The sequence below is a fragment of the Paenibacillus lacisediminis genome (genome assembly GCF_046567315.2).
The window spans coordinates 162353-185369 of sequence record NZ_JBKIAX020000005.1; the positions used below are offsets into that span (position 1 = coordinate 162353).

General features: G+C 55.9%; 22 protein-coding genes and 1 riboswitch. Of the genes, 16 read left to right on the top strand and 6 right to left on the bottom strand.

What is annotated here, in order from left to right; translation table 11 throughout:
• Positions 1-75 precede the first annotated feature (75 nt).
• Together ACLD72_RS11915 and ACLD72_RS11920 are read left to right on the top strand one after the other, a co-directional pair.
• Positions 76-2103, top strand: a complete 2028-nt coding sequence (locus ACLD72_RS11915; RefSeq protein ID WP_410999612.1) for a beta-galactosidase — start codon at positions 76-78, stop codon at positions 2101-2103.
• 71 nt (positions 2104-2174) lie between these two features.
• Complete coding sequence (locus ACLD72_RS11920; RefSeq protein ID WP_410999614.1) at positions 2175-3125, top strand: phosphotransferase family protein; 951 nt, start codon at positions 2175-2177, stop codon at positions 3123-3125.
• Between the two features lie 573 nt (positions 3126-3698).
• Here the strand turns inward: ACLD72_RS11920 and ACLD72_RS11925 are convergent.
• The 6 genes from ACLD72_RS11925 to ACLD72_RS11950 all read right to left on the bottom strand — a co-directional run bounded on the left by ACLD72_RS11925 (position 3699) and on the right by ACLD72_RS11950 (position 10452).
• On the bottom strand, positions 3699-4688 hold the full coding sequence (locus ACLD72_RS11925; protein WP_410999616.1) for a ketoacyl-ACP synthase III: 990 nt from the start codon (positions 4686-4688) through the stop codon (positions 3699-3701).
• A 12-nt stretch (positions 4689-4700) separates the two neighbouring features.
• Positions 4701-5042 (bottom strand): hypothetical protein, encoded by a 342-nt coding sequence (locus ACLD72_RS11930; protein ID WP_410999618.1) that lies wholly within the window; start codon positions 5040-5042, stop codon positions 4701-4703.
• A gap of 48 nt (positions 5043-5090) precedes the next feature.
• Complete coding sequence (locus tag ACLD72_RS11935) at positions 5091-6716, bottom strand: thiamine pyrophosphate-binding protein (RefSeq protein ID WP_410999620.1); 1626 nt, start codon at positions 6714-6716, stop codon at positions 5091-5093.
• A 20-nt stretch (positions 6717-6736) separates the two neighbouring features.
• A complete protein-coding gene (locus tag ACLD72_RS11940) occupies positions 6737-7168 on the bottom strand; it encodes a GAF domain-containing protein (protein WP_410999622.1) in 432 nt (143 codons plus the stop codon).
• A gap of 17 nt (positions 7169-7185) precedes the next feature.
• The gene (locus ACLD72_RS11945; RefSeq protein ID WP_410999624.1) at positions 7186-8451 is read right to left on the bottom strand and encodes a methyl-accepting chemotaxis protein; all 1266 of its coding nucleotides are present in this window, start codon (positions 8449-8451) and stop codon (positions 7186-7188) included.
• 205 nt (positions 8452-8656) lie between these two features.
• Positions 8657-8746: riboswitch (cyclic di-GMP riboswitch) on the bottom strand.
• A 632-nt stretch (positions 8747-9378) separates the two neighbouring features.
• A complete protein-coding gene (locus tag ACLD72_RS11950) occupies positions 9379-10452 on the bottom strand; it encodes a M42 family metallopeptidase (RefSeq protein ID WP_410999627.1) in 1074 nt (357 codons plus the stop codon).
• 479 nt (positions 10453-10931) lie between these two features.
• Here ACLD72_RS11950 and spoVAC point away from each other — a divergent pair, with 479 nt between their 5' ends.
• From spoVAC to ACLD72_RS12020, 14 genes are all read left to right on the top strand, one after another.
• Positions 10932-11432, top strand: coding sequence for a stage V sporulation protein AC (gene spoVAC, locus ACLD72_RS11955; RefSeq protein ID WP_410999629.1), 501 nt, complete (start codon positions 10932-10934; stop codon positions 11430-11432).
• Positions 11432-12454 (top strand): stage V sporulation protein AD, encoded by a 1023-nt coding sequence (gene spoVAD / locus ACLD72_RS11960; RefSeq protein WP_410999631.1) that lies wholly within the window; start codon positions 11432-11434, stop codon positions 12452-12454. Before spoVAC ends, spoVAD begins: the two co-directional genes overlap by 1 nt.
• Positions 12451-12801 carry a stage V sporulation protein AE gene (gene spoVAE / locus ACLD72_RS11965; RefSeq protein ID WP_410999633.1) on the top strand — a complete coding sequence of 117 codons (351 nt, stop codon included), beginning with the start codon at positions 12451-12453 and terminating at the stop codon, positions 12799-12801. Before spoVAD ends, spoVAE begins: the two co-directional genes overlap by 4 nt.
• Positions 12802-12907: 106 nt before the next feature.
• Positions 12908-13864 carry an AAA family ATPase gene (locus ACLD72_RS11970; RefSeq protein ID WP_251593959.1) on the top strand — a complete coding sequence of 319 codons (957 nt, stop codon included), beginning with the start codon at positions 12908-12910 and terminating at the stop codon, positions 13862-13864.
• A 2-nt stretch (positions 13865-13866) separates the two neighbouring features.
• Entirely contained in the window at positions 13867-15135 is a 1269-nt protein-coding gene (locus tag ACLD72_RS11975) for a DUF58 domain-containing protein (protein WP_410999635.1), read from the top strand.
• Positions 15132-17387, top strand: coding sequence for a DUF4129 domain-containing transglutaminase family protein (locus tag ACLD72_RS11980; protein WP_410999637.1), 2256 nt, complete (start codon positions 15132-15134; stop codon positions 17385-17387). Before ACLD72_RS11975 ends, ACLD72_RS11980 begins: the two co-directional genes overlap by 4 nt.
• 316 nt (positions 17388-17703) lie before the next feature.
• Positions 17704-18231: a YqeG family HAD IIIA-type phosphatase gene (locus ACLD72_RS11985; protein ID WP_251593953.1), complete on the top strand. Its 528-nt coding sequence runs from the start codon at positions 17704-17706 to the stop codon at positions 18229-18231.
• Positions 18228-19355 (top strand): ribosome biogenesis GTPase YqeH, encoded by a 1128-nt coding sequence (gene yqeH / locus ACLD72_RS11990; protein WP_410999639.1) that lies wholly within the window; start codon positions 18228-18230, stop codon positions 19353-19355. Before ACLD72_RS11985 ends, yqeH begins: the two co-directional genes overlap by 4 nt.
• A 27-nt stretch (positions 19356-19382) precedes the next feature.
• A complete protein-coding gene (locus ACLD72_RS11995; protein ID WP_410999641.1) occupies positions 19383-20252 on the top strand; it encodes a shikimate dehydrogenase in 870 nt (289 codons plus the stop codon).
• Positions 20253-20276: 24 nt separating this feature from the next.
• Positions 20277-20567 carry a ribosome assembly RNA-binding protein YhbY gene (gene yhbY / locus ACLD72_RS12000; RefSeq protein WP_128634637.1) on the top strand — a complete coding sequence of 97 codons (291 nt, stop codon included), beginning with the start codon at positions 20277-20279 and terminating at the stop codon, positions 20565-20567.
• A gap of 22 nt (positions 20568-20589) precedes the next feature.
• Positions 20590-21183 (top strand): nicotinate-nucleotide adenylyltransferase, encoded by a 594-nt coding sequence (locus tag ACLD72_RS12005; RefSeq protein ID WP_410999643.1) that lies wholly within the window; start codon positions 20590-20592, stop codon positions 21181-21183.
• On the top strand, positions 21167-21754 hold the full coding sequence (yqeK, locus tag ACLD72_RS12010; RefSeq protein ID WP_410999645.1) for a bis(5'-nucleosyl)-tetraphosphatase (symmetrical) YqeK: 588 nt from the start codon (positions 21167-21169) through the stop codon (positions 21752-21754). Before ACLD72_RS12005 ends, yqeK begins: the two co-directional genes overlap by 17 nt.
• The gene (rsfS, locus tag ACLD72_RS12015; RefSeq protein WP_410999647.1) at positions 21755-22102 is read left to right on the top strand and encodes a ribosome silencing factor; all 348 of its coding nucleotides are present in this window, start codon (positions 21755-21757) and stop codon (positions 22100-22102) included.
• Positions 22099-23007 (top strand): S1 RNA-binding domain-containing protein, encoded by a 909-nt coding sequence (locus ACLD72_RS12020; protein WP_410999649.1) that lies wholly within the window; start codon positions 22099-22101, stop codon positions 23005-23007. The genes rsfS and ACLD72_RS12020 overlap by 4 nt, the downstream gene beginning before the upstream one ends.
• The last annotated feature ends 10 nt before the right edge of the window (positions 23008-23017 follow it).

The window sequence follows — 23017 nt, forward strand, 5'->3', positions numbered from 1 at the left end:
ATTATATATAAAGCGGATAAGAAACTTCCTAAAATGGAGATATAATTATATTACTCTTAAAAGGATGTGTGCGCAGTGATCAACGAAAAACTGCCGAAAATATGGTACGGCGGCGATTATAATCCGGAGCAGTGGGGACCTGAAACCTGGCAAGAGGATGAACGAATGTTCAAGCTGGCCGGCATCGACGTGGCTACCGTAAATGTGTTCTCCTGGGCGATGCTGCAGCAGGACGAGGATACTTATGATTTCAGTTCCCTTGACGCAACGATCGACCGTTTATTTAAAAGCGGCGTGCACGTGTGCCTCGCGACAAGCACGGGCGCTCATCCCGCCTGGATGGCCCGGAAATACCCGGACGTGCTGCGCGTCGATGTGCAGGGGCGGAAACGCCGGTTCGGCGGCCGCCACAATTCATGCCCGAACTCGCCGGCTTACCGGAAATATTCGGAGAAGCTTGCCGGGCTCTTGGCCGAGCGGTACAAGGATCACCCGGGCCTTTTAATTTGGCACGTATCCAACGAATACGGCGGATATTGTTACTGTGACAACTGCGCCGCGGCGTTCCGCACTTGGCTCAAGGAGCGTTACGGCACGCTGGATGAAGTGAACCGCGCCTGGAATACCCGCTTCTGGGGGCATACGTTTTACGATTGGGAAGATATCGTTGTTCCGAACGAGCTGAGTGAAGAATGGAACGGAAACCGCACCAACTTCCAAGGGATTTCCCTGGACTATCGCCGCTTCCAGTCCCAGTCGCTGCTCGACTGCTACAAGCTGGAATACGAGGCCATCAAAAAACATACGCCGAACATACCGGTAACGACGAACCTGATGGGCTTTTATCCGGAGCTTGATTACTTCGAGTGGGCCAAATACATGGATATCGTGTCCTGGGACAACTATCCTTCCCTCGATACGCCGGTTAGCCATACGGCGATGACTCACGATCTGATGCGCGGACTGAAAAGCGGAGCGCCGTTTATGCTGATGGAGCAGACGCCAAGCCAGCAAAACTGGCAGCCGTACAACTCGCTCAAACGACCGGGCGTGATGCGGCTGTGGAGCTATCAGGCGGTTGCCCATGGGGCCGATACGGTGTTGTTCTTCCAACTGCGCCGGTCCATCGGAGCGTGCGAGAAATACCACGGCGCCGTGATCGAGCACGTCGGCCATGAGCATACCCGCGTGTTCCGCGAAGTTGCCGAACTCGGCCGGGAGCTGCAGCAGTTGGGCGACACGCTGCTTGATGCCCGCACGGAAGCCAAGGTGGCGATTCTGTATGATTGGGAAAACCGCTGGGCGACGGAGCTCTCGAGCGGACCGACGATCGCGCTGAATTACGTCAAAGAGGTTCATAAATTTTACGATGCGCTCTTCGGGATGCATGTGGAATGCGATATGGTCTCGGTAGAAGAGGATCTGAGCAAATACGAGATCGTGATCGCGCCGGTCATGTATATGGTGAAGCCGGGTTTTGCAAAAAAAGCGGAGGAATTCACCCGGAACGGCGGCACGTTCGTTACGACGTTTTTCAGCGGCATCGTGGACGAAAACGACCTCGTGACGACGGGCGGCTATCCGGGAGAACTGCGTCAACTGCTGGGCATTTGGGCGGAGGAGATCGACGCGTTGTTCCCGGAGCAGAAGAATCAAATCGTCATGAAGCGGCCGTGGGGTGATTTGCAGGACCAATACGAATGCGGTTTGCTCTGTGACCTCATTCATGCGGAAGGCGCCGAAGTGCTGGCGGAATACGGCTCGGATTTCTATAAAGGCATGCCGGTGCTGACGGTGAACCGCTTCGGAAACGGCCGGGCGTATTATGTCGCCAGCAGTCCGGAGGCTTCATTCCTTCAAGGGTTCCTCAAAAATCTATGCGAGGAAAAAGGAATCAAGCCTTTGCTCGAAGCCCCCGCAGGCGTGGAGACGGCACGCCGGGTGAAAGATGGCAAAGCTTATCTGTTCCTGCTTAACCACAACGCGGAAGACGTCCAAGTGGACATCGGCGCTGATGCCAAAAAGGAACTGCTTAGCGGGGACACGCTGACCGGAACCGTAACCGTGCCCGGCCGTGGCGTGCTTATCCTGGAAGGTAAATAGAATCACGTTCATCAAGCACCCTGCAGACGCTTTTCGTGTGAACGGGGTGCTTTTTCATAGGAGGCAACGGTATGGAAAGCGCAATCAAGCGGCAGCTGTCCGGCGAGGAGCTCACGGCCTTAGTGGAGCGGGCATTTCAAGGACAGAGACGATTGGAAGGATATGAGGAATTAAAGGACGGCTGGTTCAACTCCGCGTACGCCTTGACCCTGGATAACGGCATGAAGACGGTGCTGAAGCTTGCTCCCATTTCGGAGGAAGGGATGCTGCGGTATGAGCGGAATGTGATGACGGCAGAGGTGGAGGTGCTTCGTCTGCTGGACGCGGCGGAAGGCATCCCGGTGCCCCGGATTCTGTACGAGGAGCGCGGCGTAGAGGGGAGCGAGTGGTTCCTGATGGAGTTCGTTCCGGGCGATCCTTACAACAAGGTGAAGGAGCAGCTGGGGCCTGAGGAACGGCGGGATATTGAAGTTGAACTGGGCCGGGTGAACCGGCGGATTAACGAAATTCAAGGAAAAAGCTTCGGGTATTACGCAAGGGAAGACGGTCAAGGGAATAGCTGGCCGGCCGTCTTTACGGATATGATCGGCGGCCTTTTGGCCGATGCTGCGGATAAAGCCGTACCGCTCCCGATGGATGCAGAGGAGATATTCGTCCTGCTTCGGGAGCGGCAGGCCAGCCTGGCGGAGGTCACGGTTCCGCGGCTGGTCCATTGGGACTTGTGGGATGGGAACGTATTCGTCAAAGACCGGCGTCTTATCGCCATCATCGACTGCGAAAGAGCGCTGTGGGGCGATCCGCTGATGGAATACTACTTCCGCTCGTTTGTGGAAAACGGGGCGTTCCTGGAAGGCTACGGCAAGCCGGCTTTTACGGAGGCGGAGCGCGAGCGGATGGCATTGTACGACCTGTATATCGCCTTGATTCTGCACATCGAATGCAGGTTCCGCCAGTACACCGACACGAATCATATCCACTGGGCGGAGGAGCATTTAACCCGTACCTGGAATGGATTTAAATAAGGGTGTTTAATGGTGGCCCGCATTCTGGCCGATTACCTGGATGAAGTATATTTTAGCGAGATGAGGTAAGCACAGGGCCGATGAAATGAATGACACATGAGCATGACTCGTAAAGGCATAAGCATGACGCACGAGATACGCACGAGATACGCACGAGATACGTACGAGATACGCACGAGATAAGCACGAGATGACGCACGAGCATATACATGATCGTTGTATAACAACGGGGGCCGCTTCATGCTGTAACGGTAGGAGCAACAAAATCGCGGGTTGCAGGGAGATACTCCTCGGCAACCCGCGATTTTTAGGAATAAGATGTAAGAGTGTTGGCATAACCAACTGCAAAAGTGCATTTGATTTTCCGTAATTCCCCTATTCGAGGCAAGTGAGATGCAAAAGTACAGTTGTTTTGTGCCTATTTCGGCAAAAAGTGGCTATTGGCCACAAATGAACTGCACTTTTACATTTGAACCAAGTGTTTCGGGGAATCTCGACAAAAACCGCCTGCACTTTTGCATTTCGCATAATTCCTCGCCGAGGAACCGTGGACCCGCGCAATGTTACCTCTTCTTAATACTGCATCAGCAGACTAACATTTTGCCAACCGGCGCCAACGGTCCAGAAGACGAGATAGTCGCCGCGCCGCACTTGGCCGGCTTGCACGGCCTCATGAAGGGCCAGCAAGGGGCTGGTCGAAGCGGTGTATCCGAATCTGTCGCCGATGTAGACGACTTTGTCCTGAGCGATTCCCAGACTTTCGGAAACACGTTTAATATTGCCGATCGTAAACTGGGAGAACAGGAAGCCGCCGATTTGCTCCTTGTTCAGATTGTTGCGCTCCAGCAAAATGCGGATCGAGTTCACCGCGGATTCCGCGCAGACCGAATCATCGAACGGCGTAAACTGCACTTGTGCGTCTTTGGCCGTGAACTCCTCGCGGTACAAATTCGACAAACCATGGGCCGGGAACAGGGAGTTGTCGATCACGGACGTATCGGTTTGATAGACGGAATCGATCAGCCCGCGGGTTCCTTCTGCCTGCTCCAAAATGACGGCAACCGCCGATTCGGCAAAGTTGGAATAATAGATGGGCTGCTCCGGGCTGTGAACCGACAGATAATCGGCCCCCACGACAAGCGCCCGCTCCACCCGGGGGTTGGCCGTCATATAGCGGCAGGCTTGCTCGATCGCCACGAGCATGCCCGCGCAGTTGGCGTTGATATCAAAACAGGCTGTAGAGAGGTCGCCGCCCAGCGTATGGTGCAGCTTCAGCGCATTGCTGGGGAGCAGATACTCCGGTGTTTGCGATGTAAAAATAATCAGGTCTACATCCTTGGCCTCAAGACCGCTCTTCCTCAGCACCAGCTTTGAGGCTTCCGCCGCCATCGTCAGCGTATTTTCTTCCTTATTGTCGATTATAAAACGCTTGTTACGGCCGAGCGCGGTTACGAGACCGGTCACATCCGTCCCTTTTTCCGCAAAATAGTTGATGTAGTATTCGTTGTCCACTTCATTTGCCGGATGGTAGATGGCAATCTCGCGAATTTGCACACCTCTCATAGCCATCTCTCCTTACACTTCGATGATTTCGTAGCTGTCCAACTTAACGGTCCGGGCCACGCGCGAAAGCTGCATTTTTAAAATCGGATTTTTCGCAATCCGCAGCGTCACTTTTTTGAAGCCGTCTTTTTTGTAAAGCCCAAAGCAGCCTTCCAGCAGCGGCAGTGAATCCGGCGCGGAGACGTTCAGTTTGGTGCAGTCGATGTCGATTTCATACTCCGGCACGGAAATGGTTGAAATCGCTTTGCTGTAAGCTTCGATGGACGATTGTCCGTCTTCGGGCGAAAAGGTTCCTTCTACTTCGGCGTGAAATACTTTAGCGGATTGATCGATTTTAATATTAAAGCTTCCCATTGGATGTGGTTCCTCCTGTAATCGTTAATAGTTAAAAATTGAAAAAAATTACTTTTTCAGCGCCTTTAGACGATCGAGAATCGGCGCCGGCTCGCTGCCGTCGGTATTCACCTCGATCAGGCAAGGGCCCGCCATTTCCCGGATGAATCCGGGGATTTCGTCCATATCCTCCAGCCGGTCCACGGACATCGTGCGGATTCCGGCCGTCCGCATCATGTCGGCGATGGAAATCCGCTCCTGCTTATAGTCCGGCATCGTGCGGTTGTACAGAAATTTTTGCCCGCGTTCGACATAGGAAAGCATGGCGTTATTGATGATGATGTAGGTGATAGGCAGCTTGTACTCTTTGGCCGTAAGCATTTCGGAACCGTTCATGAAAAATGAACCGTCTCCGGCGATCACGGCCACCGGACGGCCCGGATCGGCCAGTTGCAGCCCAGGCCCGCCAGCCATCGCCGAGCCCATCGCCCCATAGTTCAAATTGATTTCAAAGTCCCCGCCCGCGGGAACTTCCAAATATTTTAGCGCGAAGTTGGTGAATTCTCCGATATCGCACACATAACGCGTATCCTGCGGCATCACCTTGGACAGCTTCTCCAGGAACAGCCGCAGCGACAACCCCGTATGATTGAGTTCATAAGGTTCATTAAGCGGCAGCGGCTTCTTGAACGCCCCTGGCGACGGCTGAACGTGCCGGAGAAGATAGGGAACCGCGTCCTTGAGATCGGCGACTACCGCCGCATCGGTTTTGAAGACCTTCCCAAGCTCTTTGCCATCGCGGTCGATATGAATCACTTTCCGTCCGGCCACCAGCGCTTCGTTAAAGTTGCAGGTAGAGGCTTCGCCAAGGCTGGTTCCCAAGATGAGCAGGCACGAAGCCGGGGAAGCATTGACGTGTTCGAACGCCGCGTCGGTGCTGGAAAATCCGTAGTTCCCCAGGTTAAGGGGAAATTCCGCGGGAATGATTCCTTTCGCCGACGGCGTCGTAATGATCGGCCACTGCAGCCGCTCGCTAAGGCGCATAATCTCTTCGGCAGCGTTCCGCCCGCCGCGTCCGACCATAATTAGCCCACGCTCCGCTTCGTTCAGCAGGGCGGCCGCCCGGTCCAGCTCCGCCGGATCGAACGGAATTTGCTGAAGCAGCGCGGGATTCGGGGCGGCGGGAAGGCTAAGGGGCGCATCCATCCGCTGTATATCGATAGGCACGGAAATATGTACCGGCCCGAAAGGAGGTGTAAGGGCGATCCTTACCGCCTTGTCCAGCTCGGCCATGACTTCCGCTTCGTTCATGACCGTGTTGCTGTATTTGGTGATCGGTCTGACGATATCCTGGGCATCCATCTCCTGGATGGCTCCTTTACCGATTTGCCACCGGTTCACGTAGCCGGTAATTACGAGCAGGGGAGCCTTGGCCCGCATGGCGTCGGCGATCCCGTTCATCATATTCGCTACGCCTACCGCCCCGGCGCCGGCGCAAACGGCCAGCTTCCCGGAGGAGCTGGCATACCTCGCCGCCATATAAGCCGCACCGGCTTCGTTTTTCGTAATGATCGGCTTCATATCGACATCGATCAACGCATCATAAATCGGACCGATGATTCCTGCCGGAATCCCAAAAATATAATCCACTCCGGTTTCCTTCAAATACTTGAGTATGGCTTCGGCTATGTTCATATTCCGGATGTCTCCTTGTCCTAGAGTTGAAACGCATCTCTGTATTCGTTCACCAGTGCTTCCGCACGTTCGATCTCCTCCGCGGAGAAAAAGTGCAGCTTGCCTATCGAGGCGACGACGACAATGCCTTGTACCGCTCCATCCTGCATGACGGGAATAACCATGATGCTGTCGATCCCGAACAGGAAAAACTCATCCGCCGATCGAGGATCATTTTTGACGTCCTGGACCACCGCCGTTTCAGGATGGGCCAGCAGTTCGCGAAGCAGACGGTCATGTTCGATATAGACCGGATTTTGCGCATGTACGCTTTTCCAGCGCTCTACGCCAAGGTGATCCGTTTTCGTTTTCAACACCGGATTCAAGCGGCCTTCCCTGATTTCGTGATAGGCGATATCGGCCACGCCGGTCAGGCGCTCCAGCGCATCAAACAGCAAAGCTAATCGCTCCATGCCCATCCTCCTCGCCGCTAGATTGAATATCTGTTTAATAGGGACTTCAGTTTATCCGCTTCCGTCTCAAGCTGCTTGGAAGATTCGAGCGTTTCTTCCATGGCGGTCAACTGTTCTTCCGAGCAAGCCATGATCTCTTTGGTCCCGGCCAGATTGACCTCGGTAATCTCGAGCGTTTGTTTTACGGAGTCCATGATTTGTTCCGTGCTTGCGCTGATCTGCTGCGTAACCGCGGAAACCTCCTGAACTCGGGTGGACACTTGCTCGGCCAAATGCACGATTTGCTGGAAGGAGTCGCCGGCAGAGGTAACGAGGATGCTTCCGGTCTCGACCTCGGTCATGACCCGTTTCATCGCTTCGATCGATTGATCGGAGCCTGTTCGGATATGTCCGGCCATCTCGGCGATATCCTTGGCCGATGCCGCTGACTGCTCGGCAAGCTTGCGGATTTCGCCTGCAACCACCGCGAATCCTCTGCCGTATTCGCCCGCTCTTGCGGCCTCGATAGCCGCGTTGAGCGCCAGCAGATTGATTTGGCTGGAGATTTCCGAGATCAGCAGAGTGACTTTGTCGATTTCCTCCGTTCGCTCGCCGAGTTGGTTTACGGTTTCCGACGAAGCGACCGTGGTTTCGTAAATTTTGCTCATTTGGTCAACCAGGCGGTCGATGCCTTCATTGCCCGCATTCGCCTGAGCCGCGGCCTCAGTCGCTTCCTCCGCGACCCCTTGCGATGACAGGGCGATGTGCTCCATGCCTTTTCCGACTTCTTCCAGCATCAGGTGGTTGTTCCGCGCGCTTTCGACAAGCTGCTCGCTTCCTTCGGAAATCATTTTGATTGATTCCGTCACCCCTACAACAAGGTCGTTGCAAAACTCCATATTGCCCGTTAAATTCCGCGACGTATCGGCTACCTTGGCCGACATATCCTGCATATGCCCGGCCGCTTCCCTTAATTGGACGCCGATAAGCTTCAGGTGGCCGGCCAGCTCGCCGAACTCGTCCGTCATCTGCACGTCGCCGTCAAAAGCTAAATTGCCTTCTGCCATAGCTTTGGTCCGCTCGGCCATTTTTTGGACCGATTTGTCGAGCAGGCGGGCAATCAGCACGGCTTCCCCCGCGCTTATCAAGGCAAACAGAACCATCATCAGCACGGCGCTCCAGCCGTTCATCAGCCCAAGCAGATAGAAGACCAGAACGAGCACGATCGCCAGCACCGCAAGCGGTCCGGCAACCAGCAACAACAATTTGCGGGCTAAGCCTTTACCGAAATGTGATAATTTCAAGTTACTTACTCCTTTGCCGTCACTCTATTTCCCTTAGCAGCTGCCGTTTTCCGTGTTTCGCCGTTTTTACTTTTTGGAAGCAGGTCCCCTCCTTGCCCGTAACTTGCCGCGACGATGTAACCAGCCCCAAAGCCCAAATGAAGCCAAAAAAAAGAACTTTCGCGAAGAAAGTCCGGCGGCCAACAAGCCCAAGGTTCAGCATAAGGTTGGCATCCCGGCGGTCATGATTCCGTTAAGAATTTTAGACCCGTGGCTTTGCGTCCCTGCCTTTCGGACAGGTTTGCGATTTACATCTTATTCCTTGTATTTGTTTGTGAATGATGGGAGATTGAGGTCGCGGCGCTCCCACAAATTTAGGAATATAATACTTATATCGGAGGGCAGGTCTTGATTTTTCATAAAATTTTTCGGTAAATTCAAAAAATTTTCAAAAATAGGGGACTAGAGGTGGGTGTCCATGGTTCTAGATGTGGAGGGAAAATATGGGATTGATGGGATAAAAGAACTATATATCCCATTTTTAGATTCGAAGCATTGATAGCTGACCTGCCATATACGGCTGGTTGTCCTCTGACGTAGAACCACCGCAACCGTGAACCCACCGCAACCCCGTAGCGGCTAACGGACCTGAGCGACCTTATTTGCCCTGAAAAGCGGAGTTTCAATTTCTAACGGACCAGAGAGCTCTTATTTGCGCGAAAATGACTAAAAAAGCGCCTTTATATGCCCAATAAGGTCTCTGGTGTCCGTTAAGTTCAAAAAGCCCGCGATTTTGCCGAAATAGCGGCACTCCGGTCCGTTAGGATGCGGCGGGGAGCTCATCGGCTTGATTAAGCGAAAATAAAGCTCGCCGGACGGATGGTCAAGTCAAACAAGAAGTTCGCCTGCCAGCCAAGCGTTAGGTAAAGCAGCGCTTCGACCGTTCTACTAGCTCTGTTCCAGGATGGTGGCCAGCGTAGTGCGGTCAAGCCCTTTGACCAGCCGGATCAGCAGCTCCTTGGCGGCCGCGTAGTCGTCGGTATGGATGATGGACGACGAGGTGTGGATGTACCGCGAGCAGATGCCGATCACGCCCGAAGGCACGCCGATGCCGCTCAAATGTACCGGGCCGGCGTCGGTTCCGCCCGTAGACACAAAATATTGGTATTTGATGCGGTGCGTGTCCGCCGTGTCCCGGATGTATTCCACCAGCCCCCGGTGCGTCAGCATCGTCGGGTCGAATACCCGCAGCAGCGCGCCTTCGCCCAGCTTGCCGAAGGCGCGTTTGTCGCCGGTCATATCGCCTGCCGCGCTGGCGTCCAGCGCAAAAAAGATGTCCGGCTGGATCAGATTGGCCGCCGTGCGGGCTCCCCGCGTGCCCAGCTCCTCCTGTACATTGGCTCCGCAGTACAACACGTTGGGCAGTTTTTCCCCATGCAAAGCTTCCAACAGCTCGATCGCCAGACCGACGCCGTACCGGTTATCCCAGGCCTTGGCCATGATTTTTTTCGGGTTGACGAGCGGCATAAATTCGCAAATCGGCAAAATTTGCTGCCCGATTTGCACGCCGGCTGCTTCCGCTTCCTCGCGGCTGTCGGCACCGATATCCAGGTACATCGATTTTAAGTCGACCGGCTTGCTGCGCTGGGCTTCATCCAGCAGGTGGGGAGGCGTCGATCCGACCACGCCGACGATTTTCCCTTTCGGCGTAATGATCTGCAGGCGCTGCGCCAATACCGCCTGGCTCCACCAACCCCCGAGCGGTTGAAAATACACCATCCCGTTATCGCTGATGCCGGTAGTGATGAAACCTACCTCGTCAAAATGCCCGGCGACCATAACCCGCGGACCCTGCTCATCGCCGCGCAGAACCCCAAACAAACTGCCAAGCCGGTCCTGAACGAACTCCTCTGTATAAAGGGATATTTTATCCTTAACGAAAGCGCGCAGCTCCCGCTCAAACCCGGGAGCTGCCGGAAATTCGGTCAGCTGTTTAAACAGCTGCTGCGTTTTTTCATTCATCTTGTTCCTCTCCTTTTTTCCTGTAAATGGCAAGATCGAACGCTCTTTACTTAGTATGAACTACCTTGTTCCGATTGTCCACGCGCCTGAAAAGGCCTGTTCTTTTGCCGCCGGGCCAAGCACCAAACCCTTAGCGATGCATATACTGCAGCAAGCAAGGGGCCAAATAAGGGAGGCAACAAAATGGAACGCCGCTCCATGGATTGGCTGTTGATCTGTCTTCTTTTTATCCTGTTGGTCATCATTCTTCTACTTCTTTTTTAAAAACAAATAGGACGCCTTGGACGCCAGTTCCGTTGACTACGCTAATCATTTTAACCCAATGCCCGGTGTCCCGAACCCGCCTAAGCGATCTTGGGCGGGTTTTGTTTTGTTTCCGCTGCGCTATGGATGATTTACCAAACATAACAAGCCGGGTACTGACAAATAATGAATATACCGTGCTTATAAGGCATGAGCAGAAAAAGGAGGGATACCGTTTGCCAACAAAAAGTAAACCGGGCGCCCGGGTAAAGCTGAACCATCTGCTGCTGACGGAAGAGGAGTACAAGCAGGTTGCCGATGGGCATAAGCCAAAGCCGAACATTTGGGGCAATTGCCTTAAAGCTTTTCTGGTCGGCGGTTTCATTTGCCTAGTCGGACAAGGTATCCAGCAGTTGTTCATGACGTTTGCCGGGATGACTTCCAGGGAAGCGAGCAGCCCGACCGTCGCCGTGCTGATTTTGATTTCCGTCATTCTCACCTCGCTTGGGGTGTACGATAAAATCGCGCAATGGGCCGGGGCAGGCACCGCTGTTCCCGTAACGGGCTTCGCCAACTCGATGTGCTCCTCCGCCATCGAATCCCGAGCGGAAGGGCTGGTGCTTGGCGTAGGGGCCAATATGTTCAAGCTGGCAGGATCGGTGGTCGTGTTTGGCGTGGTGGCCGCTTTCGTCGTAGGGATGATTTATGCGATTTTCGGTTTGGAGGGAGGCCACTGATGCTTATCGGCGCACAAACATGGGAGTTCCGATCCAAACCGGCCATCGTTGGGGCGGCCACGGTCGTGGGTCCTGAGGAAGGAGGCGGACCGCTGGGCGGTACCTTTGATTTCGTGTACGACAATTTGGAAATCGACGAGAAGACGTGGGAGAAAGCCGAACGCAAGCTGCTCGAGCATGCCTCCGCCCTGGCTCTGGTCAACGCGGGCATCGCCCGGGAAGAACTGTCCTGCTTTGTTGGCGGTGATTTGATGAATCAGATCATTTCCGCCACCTTTGCGGCCAGGGCCATCGCCGCCCCGTATCTCGGCGTCTTTGGCGCCTGCTCCACCTCCATGGAGAGTTTGGCGCTGGCCGCGCTGATTGCCGATAGCGGAGCCGGACGATACGTGATGGCCGGCACGGCGAGCCATAACTGCACGGTGGAGAAGCAGTTCCGTTATCCGACGGAATACGGCTCGCAGAAGCCGGCAACGGCCCAATATACGATAACCGGGTCGGGGTGCGCTATCGTGTCTTCTGAGGGAAAAGGACCGCGGGTCACGCATGCCACGATTGGCCGCATTCAGGACCTCGGCGTGAAAGACCCGTTTAACATGGGAGCAGCGATGGCGCCCGCGGCCGCGGATACGCTCGTTTCCCATTTCCGCGATACCGGGCGGGGACCGGAGGATTATGATTTGATCGTCACCGGGGACCTTGCGTCGGTCGGACATGCTATCGTCCAGGATATTCTGGCTAAAGACGGCGTCCGGATGGACAAAACGGAATTTAACGATTGCGGGCTGATGATCTACGACCGCGACAAACAGCCTTTCGTCATGGCCGGAGGCAGCGGCTGCGGGTGTTCTGCCGTGGTTACCTACGGTTCGATTTTGCAAAAATTAAAAAACAAGGAGCTAAACCGCGTACTGGTCGTTGCCACCGGAGCGCTTTTGTCCCCGCTATCTTATCAGCAGGGGGAGAGCATTCCATGCATTGCCCATGCGGTCGCTTTGGAAAAGGAGGACAACGAATCATGATTTATGTATGGGCGTTTGTGGTCGGAGGGCTGATCTGCGTTGTCGGCCAGCTGATGTTCGATGTGTTTAAATTGACGCCAGCGCATACGATGAGCACGCTGGTCGTGGTGGGGGCGATCATGGATGGGTTAGGCTGGTACGATCCGCTTGTCAAATTCGCCGGAGCGGGGGCTTCCGTGCCGATCACCAGCTTCGGGAACTCCCTGGTTCACGGTGCGCTGACTGAGCTTTCGCAAGAGGGCTGGGTCGGGGTCATTACCGGCATATTCGAAGTGACCAGCGCAGGGATTTCTTCAGCGATCATCTTCTCCTTCCTGGCGGCGTTGGTCGTCCGGCCAAAAGGTTAGGAAATAAATAGCAACCCGGCTTTTGCGGGCAGGTGAGTGTACTCTCAATCTATCTTCATGTAGAATAGGTAGATATATACAGGTTCTATTTGGGAGGGAAAGACACGTGCCCGTTCAAGAGCAATCGATACGAACTTTAACCGCAGTAAAGAACAATTTAGAATCTTGCATTTTAGGAAAATCCTTTGAAATCCATCTCCTGCTCTCCGCGCTGCTTGCCGGCGGACATGTATTAATCGAGGATGTCCCGGGTACGGGGAAAACGCAGCTGATCAAAGCCCTGGCCAAGTCTATGCGCGGCGATTACCGGAGGATTCAATGCAATCCCGACATTTTGCCTAGCGATATCACGGGCGTATCGGTGTTTCATCCCCATGAGGAACGCTTCGTATTCCGGCCCGGGCCGGTCATGACCAATATTTTGCTGGCCGACGAAATCAACCGCGCGACCACTAAAACACAGTCCGCGCTGTTGGAAGTGATGGAGGAGCGCAGCGTGACCGCCGACGGCCTCACCTATGAGCTGCCTCGGCCTTTCATGCTGTGCGCAACCCAGAACCCGATCGATTTCGAAGGGACTTATATGCTTCCCGAGGCTCAATTAGACCGGTTCATGCTGAAGATCGGGCTCGGTTACCCCGATGCGGCCACCGAAAAAACGATGCTCCGCTCCCACAGCCAGGGGCAGCCTGTCGATCAGCTGCAGCCGGTGACGACGATGGATGAAATCGCGGCCATTCAGCACGAAATCCGCGATGTTTACATCAGTGAAGCGCTGACCGATTACCTGCTGGAAATCGTCCGCCGCACGCGCGAGCACCAAGATGTGCTGCTCGGAGCTTCGCCGCGCGCTTCGCTGGCCTTCGTGATGGCCGCCAAAGCGTACGCTTTTTTACAGCAGCGGGATTACGTGCTGCCGGATGACATCAAGACGCTGGCGCCGTACGTGCTTGGCCACCGGATTTTGCTTCGTCCGGAATCCCGGTTGGGGCAAATCCATACCGCCCAGGTCCTGGAGCAAATCATGCGGCAGGTTCAAGTGCCGGTTTCCATAGGGCGGTAATTATGCGGGCGATTCTTGAAGGAGTTAAAGCGGGGCTTGCCACCCGGAAATTTTGGAGAGTGGCCGCCGTATGGCTGATCTGTCTCCTGTACGTTTTGTTTCAGGGCGGCAAAACTTCGTTTATGTTGTTGATGATGGTATCGGTACTGGCCGCTTATTGGGCGCTCGGGGGGCTTGGCGGTGTCAAGCGGATCCGGGGGGCGAGAAATTTAGCGCTCGAAGAACGCGGCGGGGTGCTGCAAGCGGGCGGGCAGGTACTCGTCAGGCTTCAGCTGCAGCTTCCAGCGTTTATGCTGCTGCCGTACCTCGTCATCCGCGAGACGCTGAAGCGGCACAACGGCGATACCTGGGCGTTTGAAGACAGTGTGGTTCCGTATTTTCGCGGACGCGCGGAGCTGGTGTATAAGACGCCTCCGCTTGAACGGGGGAAATACGTCTTTGCCGGCACGACCTGCAGTGCCGAGGATATTTTCGGGTTGATGGAGCATACGGGAACGGTCCAGTCCGGCGGAGAGTTCCGCATTTTGCCGCGCACCGTGTTCATTCCGCATTGGGAGCTGTACAGCCGCAATTCGCGTTTGGCCGGGCCGGAGACGGCCATTTCCCTTTCGCGGCGGGAGACGACGCAGATTAACGGGGTTCGCGATTACGTATACGGCGACCGGATTTCCCGGATTCACTGGAACGCTACGGCTAAAACCGGGACGTGGAAATCCAAGGAGTTCGAGCATGAGTCGCTGCCGAAGACGTTTTTGCTGCTCGATGCCCATGTGGCCAGCTATGCGAATGCAGCCCAGTTCGAGCTGGCCGTGTCGACGGCCGCCTCTTTGCTGGAGTATGGGGCAAGGGCGCGGATCAGCATGGGCATGGGCACGATGGGAAAAACGTTCCGCCTCTTTGCTCCCGCCGAAGCTTATCTGGAGCGTCAACAGATGATCCATCATCTTGTGGACATTGACGCGGACGGCTACGGCAACCCTCTCGACAAGCTGGAATCGCATAAAGAATGGTTTCCCCCGGGAGCGTTTTTTATTCTTATCAGCCCGCTGGCCGATGACAAAGCGCTGAACATGATGCGTTGGGCCAAAATGCGGCAAATGGTGCCGTATCATATCCAAATCGGGAGGGAACATTCCGCGTCCGCTCATCCGCGGGCGAATCGAAGCCAGCCTTCCGCTTGGCAGCAGACGCTTCACGAGCGGGGACTGCGGGGCGTTAAGATCGCTTCCCTGGACGAGCTGCCCGCAGCCATGTGGGGGGTGAGGTTATGATGACGGCGGCGCCGCACTGGAAATGGTTTTCGTACCGGCTGCTCGTCATGCTCTGGCTTACGGTTATCGCCATGCAATGGATCGATTTTACGGAGCCGATATGGTTTTCAGTCACGACCACGCTGGTCACGGTCACCGTCATAACCATAGCGCTTATCGAAGTGCTGCTGCCGATTAAGTCGGCCTGGAAATGGACGGTCAAAATCGTGCTTGTTCTCGCCGGATGGCGGATCGTCTTGACCGGCTACGGCGTTTACGTCCCTTACGGTCCGCTGTTCCCCGATCAGATCCGCGGCATGGCGCTTTCGTTCGTTCCGTATATCTGGTTTTCGCTGGCGGCTTGGGCGCTGCTGGAGCTGGCCGTGCGGCTGGTCGTCGGCCGTAAACGCATCCTGTTGTTTCTGGCCGCGCATTTCCTGGCTTTCACGATTTTGGACTCCTTTACTTCCTATTATCTATGGTCCAATGTCGCTTGGCTCGTTTTTGCCGGACTTGGCTGGCTGGCCAGCTGGCATTTTTACGAGTACCGGTTGAAATATCCGCAAGGATGGAAGCGGCTCCGGCGGCAGCCGATCAAGATTGCTGTAAACATCGCCCTCGTGTTTGCTTGCGTCTTGCTGATCGGCATCAGCATGCCGGCGGTTTCGCCGACGCTGACCGATCCTTACACGGCCTGGATCAAGCGAAGCGGTGGAGCGGGGGGCGATGCGGAAACACCGCTTGCGGGTGTTGTTGAAACCACCGGAACGGTCGTGTCCCAGGAGGAAGTCATGTCCGGATACAGCCGGGACGACAAAGACTTGGGCGACGGCTTCGAATTCAGCTATAAGCCGGTCATGTCGGTATCCACGCCCGTTAGGTCTTATTGGCGCGGGGAAACCCGCCGGATCTATTCGGGGAAAGGCTGGGCCGATCTTGAGGATGAACCGAGGCAAACCGAACGGTATCGGGGAGCGTCCTCCGCTGGACCGCTTGCCGCAGATCATCCAAATAAGATCGAGACGAGGCAGGTTGAACAAATCATTACGATGAACACCGACCAGGCATATCCGGTGCTGTTCGGCGGCTACGCGATGGAGAGCGTTGAGCTGCTGGACGACAGGCAGCAATCTGCCGATATGCGCTGGGCCCGGCGGGAAGGCGAACTGTTCTGGAACGGATACCGCGATCCCGGCGACTTGCCGGATTACCCGCGAAAATACAAGGTTGTGGCTAATATTCCGCTCATTCCGCTGCAGGAGTTGAAGCAGGCCGATTATGACACGCTGTATCCGGAGCCCCCGGACAGGGAGTACTTGCAGCTTCCGGACAGCCTGCCGCAGCGGGTGAAGGATCTGGCGCAGGAGGTCACGGCGGAAGGGGGTACGCCGTATGAGAAAATGGAGCTGCTGCAGGCTTATTTGCGGCAAAACTTCGAGTATACGAATAAGCCGGATTTGTCCCGGCGCGAAAGCAGCGACTTCGTCGACGGTTTTCTGTTTGAAATCAAGCAGGGCTACTGCGATTATTATTCGACGGCGATGGTGATCATGGCCCGGTCGCTGGGGGTTCCGGCCAGATGGGTGAAGGGCTATGCGCCGGGAACCCAGCCGAGCGAAGAAATGATGATGCGAAACCCGGGGATCAGCGGGGATTACACGGTGAGCAACGCCGACGCCCACTCCTGGGCGGAGCTGTACTTTGGCGACTACGGCTGGATTCCATTTGAGGCGACGCCCGGCTTTGACGCGCCGATTTTGTTCGCCGAGGAGGACAGTGTGGAGACGCTGGCGCCGGAGCCCGCTCAAGAGACGGAAACCGCATCCGTAGAAGAAAGCTTCCTGGATAAGATCGACCCGGCCGTGCTTCGCCGCGTATCCTTCATCGCTCTGGCCGTGCTGCTGGCTTGGGGGCTGTATCAGGTACGGAACGAGCTTTACTTTGCCTGGCTTCGCCTGCGACTGGGCCGGCCGTTGACGCCCGGTGAGAAGACGGTGTTTGAGACGCTGCGGGTGGTCAAAAGGCTGCGGCTCAGAGGACTGACGCGCGGCGACCAGGAAACGCTGCGGGAAACGTTCGCCCGCTGGAAGCGGGAAAAGCCGCAGTTGTCCGGTGTACTCGACCCGCTGCTGGCCAGCTTCGAAAAAGCGAATTACAGCCCCGCCTCCGTCTCGGAGGAAGAATGGCAAGCGGCCCGTCGTCTCGCCCGCGATCTGCTCAAGCGGACGACTAGGCGCGGCGGTCCGAACCGCGAGCTGCCATCGCAGCTTTAAGCTGGTGAAACGAAGCTGATTTTACGTTCCCCCCGCGCCACCCGCGCGAGGGGGCGTTTTCTTTTAAATTGAGAGTTCAAAAAGTCAGGTTTTCAGCACCGAGAAGGTTGGATGAAGCTAGGGACTGAGGAGCGGAGCGTACGATTTGGGTACGTGAGCACCGGAAGGCCCGGCTGAATTCAAGATTCGATGTCGATTAATCCCCATAGTTCACACTTCGTGATCAAAAGATGACTTTTTGAACAACCTCTTAAAGGTAGGCATTGGGCGGCAGATTATGGTATAGTTTGTCGTATGGAAACTGAGGTGAACATAATTGTTTGAGATATTCATACCGAAAAAACGCGTCGACAGCGTGTTCGAAATCGACCTTGATGAGCTGTACGCTAAGGGTTACCGGGGCATCATCACCGATTTGGACAACACCTTGGTCGGGGCGAAGGCGCCGCTTGCCACGCCCGAGCTGATCGAATGGTTCGGGAAGGTGAAAAAAAGCGGGTTTAAACTGGTCATTGTGTCAAACAATAATTTGAACAGGGTGTCGGTGTTTGCGAACCCTTTAAATATCGAGTTTGTGCATGCGGCCAAAAAACCGTCCGCCGCGGCGTTCCGCCGGGCGATGGAGATGATGGGGCTGACGCCGCAGGAAACGGTGGTGGTTGGCGACCAGATGATGACCGACGTGTTTGGCGGCAACCGCCTGGACTTGTTCACGATCCTGGTGCTGCCGATCTCCGTGCAGGATGAAGGGTTGGGAACGCGGATCAACCGGCTGCTGGAGCGTTTCGTCAAACGGCGGCTGGGCAAAGTTGGATTATGGCTGGAGGAGGAAAAAAAACGATGACGGAGGAACGGGGAACTGCAAGCGGACTTCGCTGCAGCGGGTGCGGCATCACGCTGCAAAGCGAGGCGCAGGATAAGCCGGGATACGTCCCAAGCGGAGCGCTTGCCAAAGAGCCGGTGATCTGCCAACGCTGTTTTCGCATTAAAAATTACAACGAATCGTCTTCGGTGACGGTGGAGCAGGATGAATTCCTGCGGCTGCTAACGCAGATCGGCGGCAAAAAAGCGCTTGTCATCCATATCGTTGACCTGTTTGATTTTCAGGGCAGCGTCATCTCCGGGCTGCAGCGGTTTATCGGCAACAATCCGGTGCTGCTCGCCGTGAACAAGATCGACTTGCTGCCGAAGGTGACAAACTGGAACAAGGTGCGGAACTGGATGCAAAAGGAAGCGAAGGATATGGGGCTGAAGGTGGAGGACGTCGTGCTGTGCAGCGCTAAGCAAAGCAGCGGGTTTGACCGCCTGCTGGAGGCGGTGGCGGCTCATCGCGGCGATCGCGACGTATATGTGGTCGGGGCGACCAATGTCGGCAAGTCTTCGCTCATCAACCGGTTGATCCGTGATTACAGCGATTTGGAGCAGGAGCTCACCGTTTCGCGTTACCCGGGCACGACGCTCGATATGGTCCATATTCCCCTCGATGACGGCCGGGAGATCATCGATACTCCGGGCATCGTGTACCCTTCACGGTACAGTGAGATGGTCGCCCCTGGCGATCTGGGCGTCATTTTGCCGGAGAAGCCGCTGAAGCCGGCGGTGTATCAACTGAATGAAGGGCAGACGTTGTTTTTCGGCGGCTTCGGACGTTTCGATTTCGTGCAAGGGGATCGGCAATCGTTCACCTGCTTCGTCAGCGGACGCGTGCCGATTCACCGGACGAAGCTGGCGCGGGCGGATGAGCTGTTCGCGGACCATGCGGGAGAAATCTTGGCGCCGCCAAGCCGGGAAAACATAGACAAGCTTCCAGGATGGACGCGGCATGAGTTCAGGATTGACAAAGGAAGCCAAAGCGATCTGTTCATTTCCGGCCTGGGCTGGATTAAAATCAACAGCGACGCCGGGGCCGTCGTGGCCGCCCATGTTCCGAAAGGAATCAAGGTGCTCGTGCGCCGTTCGTTAATTTGATTTTGAGATGGCCCAGGGGGAAAAACTATGAATGATCAAGTAAGAGAGCATTATAAACCGCCGCTGCTGCTCGGCGTGATCGGCGATCCGATCATGCATTCCAAATCGCCGGCCATGCACGAAGCAGCGATGAAGGCCTGCGGACTCGCCGGCTCTTACCTGCCGTTTCATGTCAAAAGCGAGCGGCTGCAGGAGGCCGTGCAAGGGATCGCGGCGCTTGGTTTTCGCGGCATCAACGTCACCGTCCCGCATAAATTGGAAGTGATGAAGTATTTGGACCGGATCGACGAAGGGGCGCGTTATATCGGCGCCGTCAATACGGTGGTCAACGATGGCGGCACGCTGACGGGGTACAATACTGACGGCATCGGATATATCCGTTCCTTGAAAGAGGAGGCGGTGCCCGATCTGACCGGCAAAACCGTGGTCGTGTTGGGTGCCGGCGGCGCTGCCCGCGGCATTATTTACGCGCTGCTGCTGGAACGCCCCGCGCAGGTCATCGTGGCTAACCGGACAGCCGATAAAGCAAACGAACTGGCCGCTGAATGGGCCCATCTCGGCCGCCTAAGCGGCTGCGGTATGGGGGAAGCGGCGGAATATTTGCAAGCGGCGGATATTGTAATCAATACGACATCGGTTGGGATGTACCCGCATGTACAGGATACCCCGATCGATCCCGATCTCCTTCCGGAAGGGATCGTCGTCAGCGATCTGATCTACAATCCGCTGAACACAGAGCTGCTGCGGAGAGCAGAACTGAAGGGCTGCACGATCCACAGCGGACTTGGAATGTTTATTTACCAGGGCGCGTACGCGTTTGAACATTGGACCGGCCTGCCCGCTCCGATCGAGGCGATGCGCGCGGCGGTCATGGCCAGTATGGCTATGCACATTTGAATGTTAAGGGGTTTTGAATATACAATGCTAACAGGAAAACAAAAACGTTATTTGCGCAGTTTGGCGCACGGGCTACAGCCGATTTTTCAGGTAGGCAAAGGCGGAACGAACGAGCATATGGTCCGCCAGATCGCGGAGGCGCTGGAACGGCGCGAACTGATCAAAATTTCCGTGCTGAACAACAATCTGGACGATCCCAAAGAAATTGCCGAAGAGCTGGCCGAGGGGGCCGGCGCGGAACTGGTGCAGCTCATCGGCCGTACAATCGTCCTGTACAAGGAATCGCGCGAATATAAACAAATCGAGCTTCCTTAGGGTTGCCCGGGGGGAAACGAACATGAAAAAAGTCGGGATTATGGGCGGGGCGTTCGACCCGATCCACCTCGGCCATTTGCTTGCGGCGGAATCCGCCAGGGAGCAGCATTATCTTGAAGAGGTTTGGTTTATGCCTTCGCATATTCCGCCGCACAAACACCGGGCCGGGGTCAGCGGCAAGCAGCGGCTGGAGATGGTCGAGGCGGCCATTCAAGGCCATCCTGCCTTTAAGCCGCTCGACATTGAGCTGAAGCGGGGCGGCGTCTCCTATACGGTGGATACGATCCGGGAAATCCGGGGGCAGCATCCCGATCTTGACTTGTATTTTATTATCGGCGCGGATATGGTGAATTACCTGCCCAAATGGGAAGGGATCGAGGATTTGACCGGAATGATCACGTTCATCGGGCTGCAGCGGCCGGGCAGTTTTCTGGAGTTGGATGCACTGCCTCCGTTTATCCAGGAAGCGGTGCGGCTGGCGGAAATGCCGCTGGTCGACATCTCTTCCAGCCTGATTCGCAGCCGTTTGGCGCAAGGTCGTTCAGTAAGGTATATGGTGCCGGATTCCGTGCATGATTATATGACAAGGAGCGGATTGTATGGAATACAGTCGTGACGAGCTCATTGCGGCGGTTTCGTCGGGGATGCCGTCAAAACGCTGGAAGCATGTCGAGGGCGTAATGGAGACCGCCGTCATTCTTGCCGGGCGTTATGGGGCCGACCCGGTCAAAGCGGACCTGGCGGCCTTGCTGCATGATTTGGCCAAGTTTTGGCCGATTGACAAGCAGGAAGCGATCATCCGCGGCAACGGCCTGAACACCGAGCTGTTGGAGCATGACAAGCAATTGCTGCACGCCGAGGTGGGCGCGTTTATCTCCCGCAGGGATTACGGGGTGGAGGATCAGGAGGTGCTTGACGCGATCCGCTACCACACCTCCGGCCGGGTCGGCATGACGCTGCTGGACAAAATCGTCTGCCTGGCCGATTATATGGAGCCGGGGCGCGAGTTTCCCGGCGTGGAAAAGATTCGCGAACTGGCCAAGACGAATCTGGAAGACGCGTTGATCGCCGGCTTCGATTCGACCATTTCTTTTTTGCTGGAGAAGGGCAAACCGATTTTTCCGCTGACGCTGCTGGCACGCAACGATTTGATCAAACAAAGAGCAAAAACCAAGGAGGCTGAATGAATGGCGGTAACATCAAATGAATTGTTAAACCTGGCGGTTCAGGCCGCTGACGATAAAAAAGCGATGAACATCGTGGCTCTCGATTTGAAAGGCATTTCCCTGATTGCCGATTATTTCGTCATTTGCCACGGCAACTCGGATACGCAGGTGCAGGCGATCGCCACCGAGGTGCGCAAACGGGCCCAGGAGGCCGGAGCGCAAATCCGCGGCATTGAGGGCATGGATTCCGCCCGCTGGGTGCTGATGGACCTGGGCGATGTCGTCGTGCATATATTCCATCGCGATGAGCGCGAATATTACAACATCGAACGGCTCTGGTCGGATGCCAAAGTTGTGGAGACGGTATGAGTCTCGTTGCGGGCACTATCGTTTCTTTGCCGATCGACCGGGAGGTTTCGCCTTACGGCTATTTTCTCAGCGCGGGCGGGCAGGACATCCTGCTGCATTATTCCGAGCTGACCCGGCAGGTGAAGCCGGGCGAAACGGTTGATGTGTTTTTGTTTTACGATACGGAGGACCGGCTGGCAGCGACGATGAAAAAACCGCTGCTTACGCTCGGCGAACTCGCTTTGCTGGAGGTGGCGGACGTGCATCCCCGGCTGGGTTGTTTTCTGGAAATGGGGCTGGGGCGGCAGCTGCTGCTTCCGATCCGTGAGCTGCCTGAGCTTAAGGAGCTGCATCCACGGGTGGGCGACCATGTTTACGTGATCATGGAGCATGACAAGCAGGGACGGCTAAAGGCCAAGCTCGCCGGGGAACAGGAGCTGGCTCCGCATACGTTTCACGCCCCGCAATCGTGGAAAAACACTTGGGTGGACGCGATTGTGTACAAGCCGCTGCAAATGGGCACGTTTGTGATCGTGCAGGGCGGCGTGCTCGGGTTTGGCGCGATCGGCATGATCCATGCCTCGGAGCGAGGCCGTTTGCTGCGGCTAGGCGAGAGCGTTCACGTGCGGGTCGCCCATGTCCGCGAGGACGGGCGCATCAATCTGTCGATGGCGCCGCGCAAGGAAATCGGCATGGGCGAGGACGCTGAGCGCATCTTGGCCTATTTGCGCAGCCGGCCCGGCGGCGGTATGCCGTATTCGGACACGACGCCGCCCGACTTGATCAAGCAGCGCTTCGGCATCAGCAAGGCGGCGTTTAAGCGCGCGCTCGGTAAGCTGATGAAAGAGGGCAAGGTCGTGCAGAAGGAGAGCTGGACCTACTTGACGCAGCCGCCTGAGGCCGGGGAAGGAAATGCCGGGGAATAGGCTAAATCAC

What these genes read in the sequence shown, in the direction of transcription:
- yqeH (WP_410999639.1), top strand. Translation starts at nt 18,228, where the DNA reads ATGACGGAGGAACGGGGAACTGCAAGCGGACTTCGCTGCAGCGGGTGC.
- yhbY (WP_128634637.1), top strand. Translation starts at nt 20,277, where the DNA reads ATGCTAACAGGAAAACAAAAACGTTATTTGCGCAGTTTGGCGCACGGG.
- ACLD72_RS11995 (WP_410999641.1), top strand. Translation starts at nt 19,383, where the DNA reads ATGAATGATCAAGTAAGAGAGCATTATAAACCGCCGCTGCTGCTCGGC.
- ACLD72_RS11930 (WP_410999618.1), bottom strand. Translation starts at nt 5,042, where the DNA reads ATGGGAAGCTTTAATATTAAAATCGATCAATCCGCTAAAGTATTTCAC.
- ACLD72_RS12005 (WP_410999643.1), top strand. Translation starts at nt 20,590, where the DNA reads ATGAAAAAAGTCGGGATTATGGGCGGGGCGTTCGACCCGATCCACCTC.
- ACLD72_RS11950 (WP_410999627.1), bottom strand. Translation starts at nt 10,452, where the DNA reads ATGAATGAAAAAACGCAGCAGCTGTTTAAACAGCTGACCGAATTTCCG.
- ACLD72_RS11935 (WP_410999620.1), bottom strand. Translation starts at nt 6,716, where the DNA reads ATGAACATAGCCGAAGCCATACTCAAGTATTTGAAGGAAACCGGAGTG.
- ACLD72_RS11980 (WP_410999637.1), top strand. Translation starts at nt 15,132, where the DNA reads ATGATGACGGCGGCGCCGCACTGGAAATGGTTTTCGTACCGGCTGCTC.
- ACLD72_RS11920 (WP_410999614.1), top strand. Translation starts at nt 2,175, where the DNA reads ATGGAAAGCGCAATCAAGCGGCAGCTGTCCGGCGAGGAGCTCACGGCC.
- spoVAD (WP_410999631.1), top strand. Translation starts at nt 11,432, where the DNA reads ATGCTTATCGGCGCACAAACATGGGAGTTCCGATCCAAACCGGCCATC.
- yqeK (WP_410999645.1), top strand. Translation starts at nt 21,167, where the DNA reads ATGGAATACAGTCGTGACGAGCTCATTGCGGCGGTTTCGTCGGGGATG.
- ACLD72_RS11975 (WP_410999635.1), top strand. Translation starts at nt 13,867, where the DNA reads ATGCGGGCGATTCTTGAAGGAGTTAAAGCGGGGCTTGCCACCCGGAAA.
- ACLD72_RS11925 (WP_410999616.1), bottom strand. Translation starts at nt 4,688, where the DNA reads ATGAGAGGTGTGCAAATTCGCGAGATTGCCATCTACCATCCGGCAAAT.
- ACLD72_RS12020 (WP_410999649.1), top strand. Translation starts at nt 22,099, where the DNA reads ATGAGTCTCGTTGCGGGCACTATCGTTTCTTTGCCGATCGACCGGGAG.
- rsfS (WP_410999647.1), top strand. Translation starts at nt 21,755, where the DNA reads ATGGCGGTAACATCAAATGAATTGTTAAACCTGGCGGTTCAGGCCGCT.
- ACLD72_RS11940 (WP_410999622.1), bottom strand. Translation starts at nt 7,168, where the DNA reads ATGGAGCGATTAGCTTTGCTGTTTGATGCGCTGGAGCGCCTGACCGGC.
- spoVAE (WP_410999633.1), top strand. Translation starts at nt 12,451, where the DNA reads ATGATTTATGTATGGGCGTTTGTGGTCGGAGGGCTGATCTGCGTTGTC.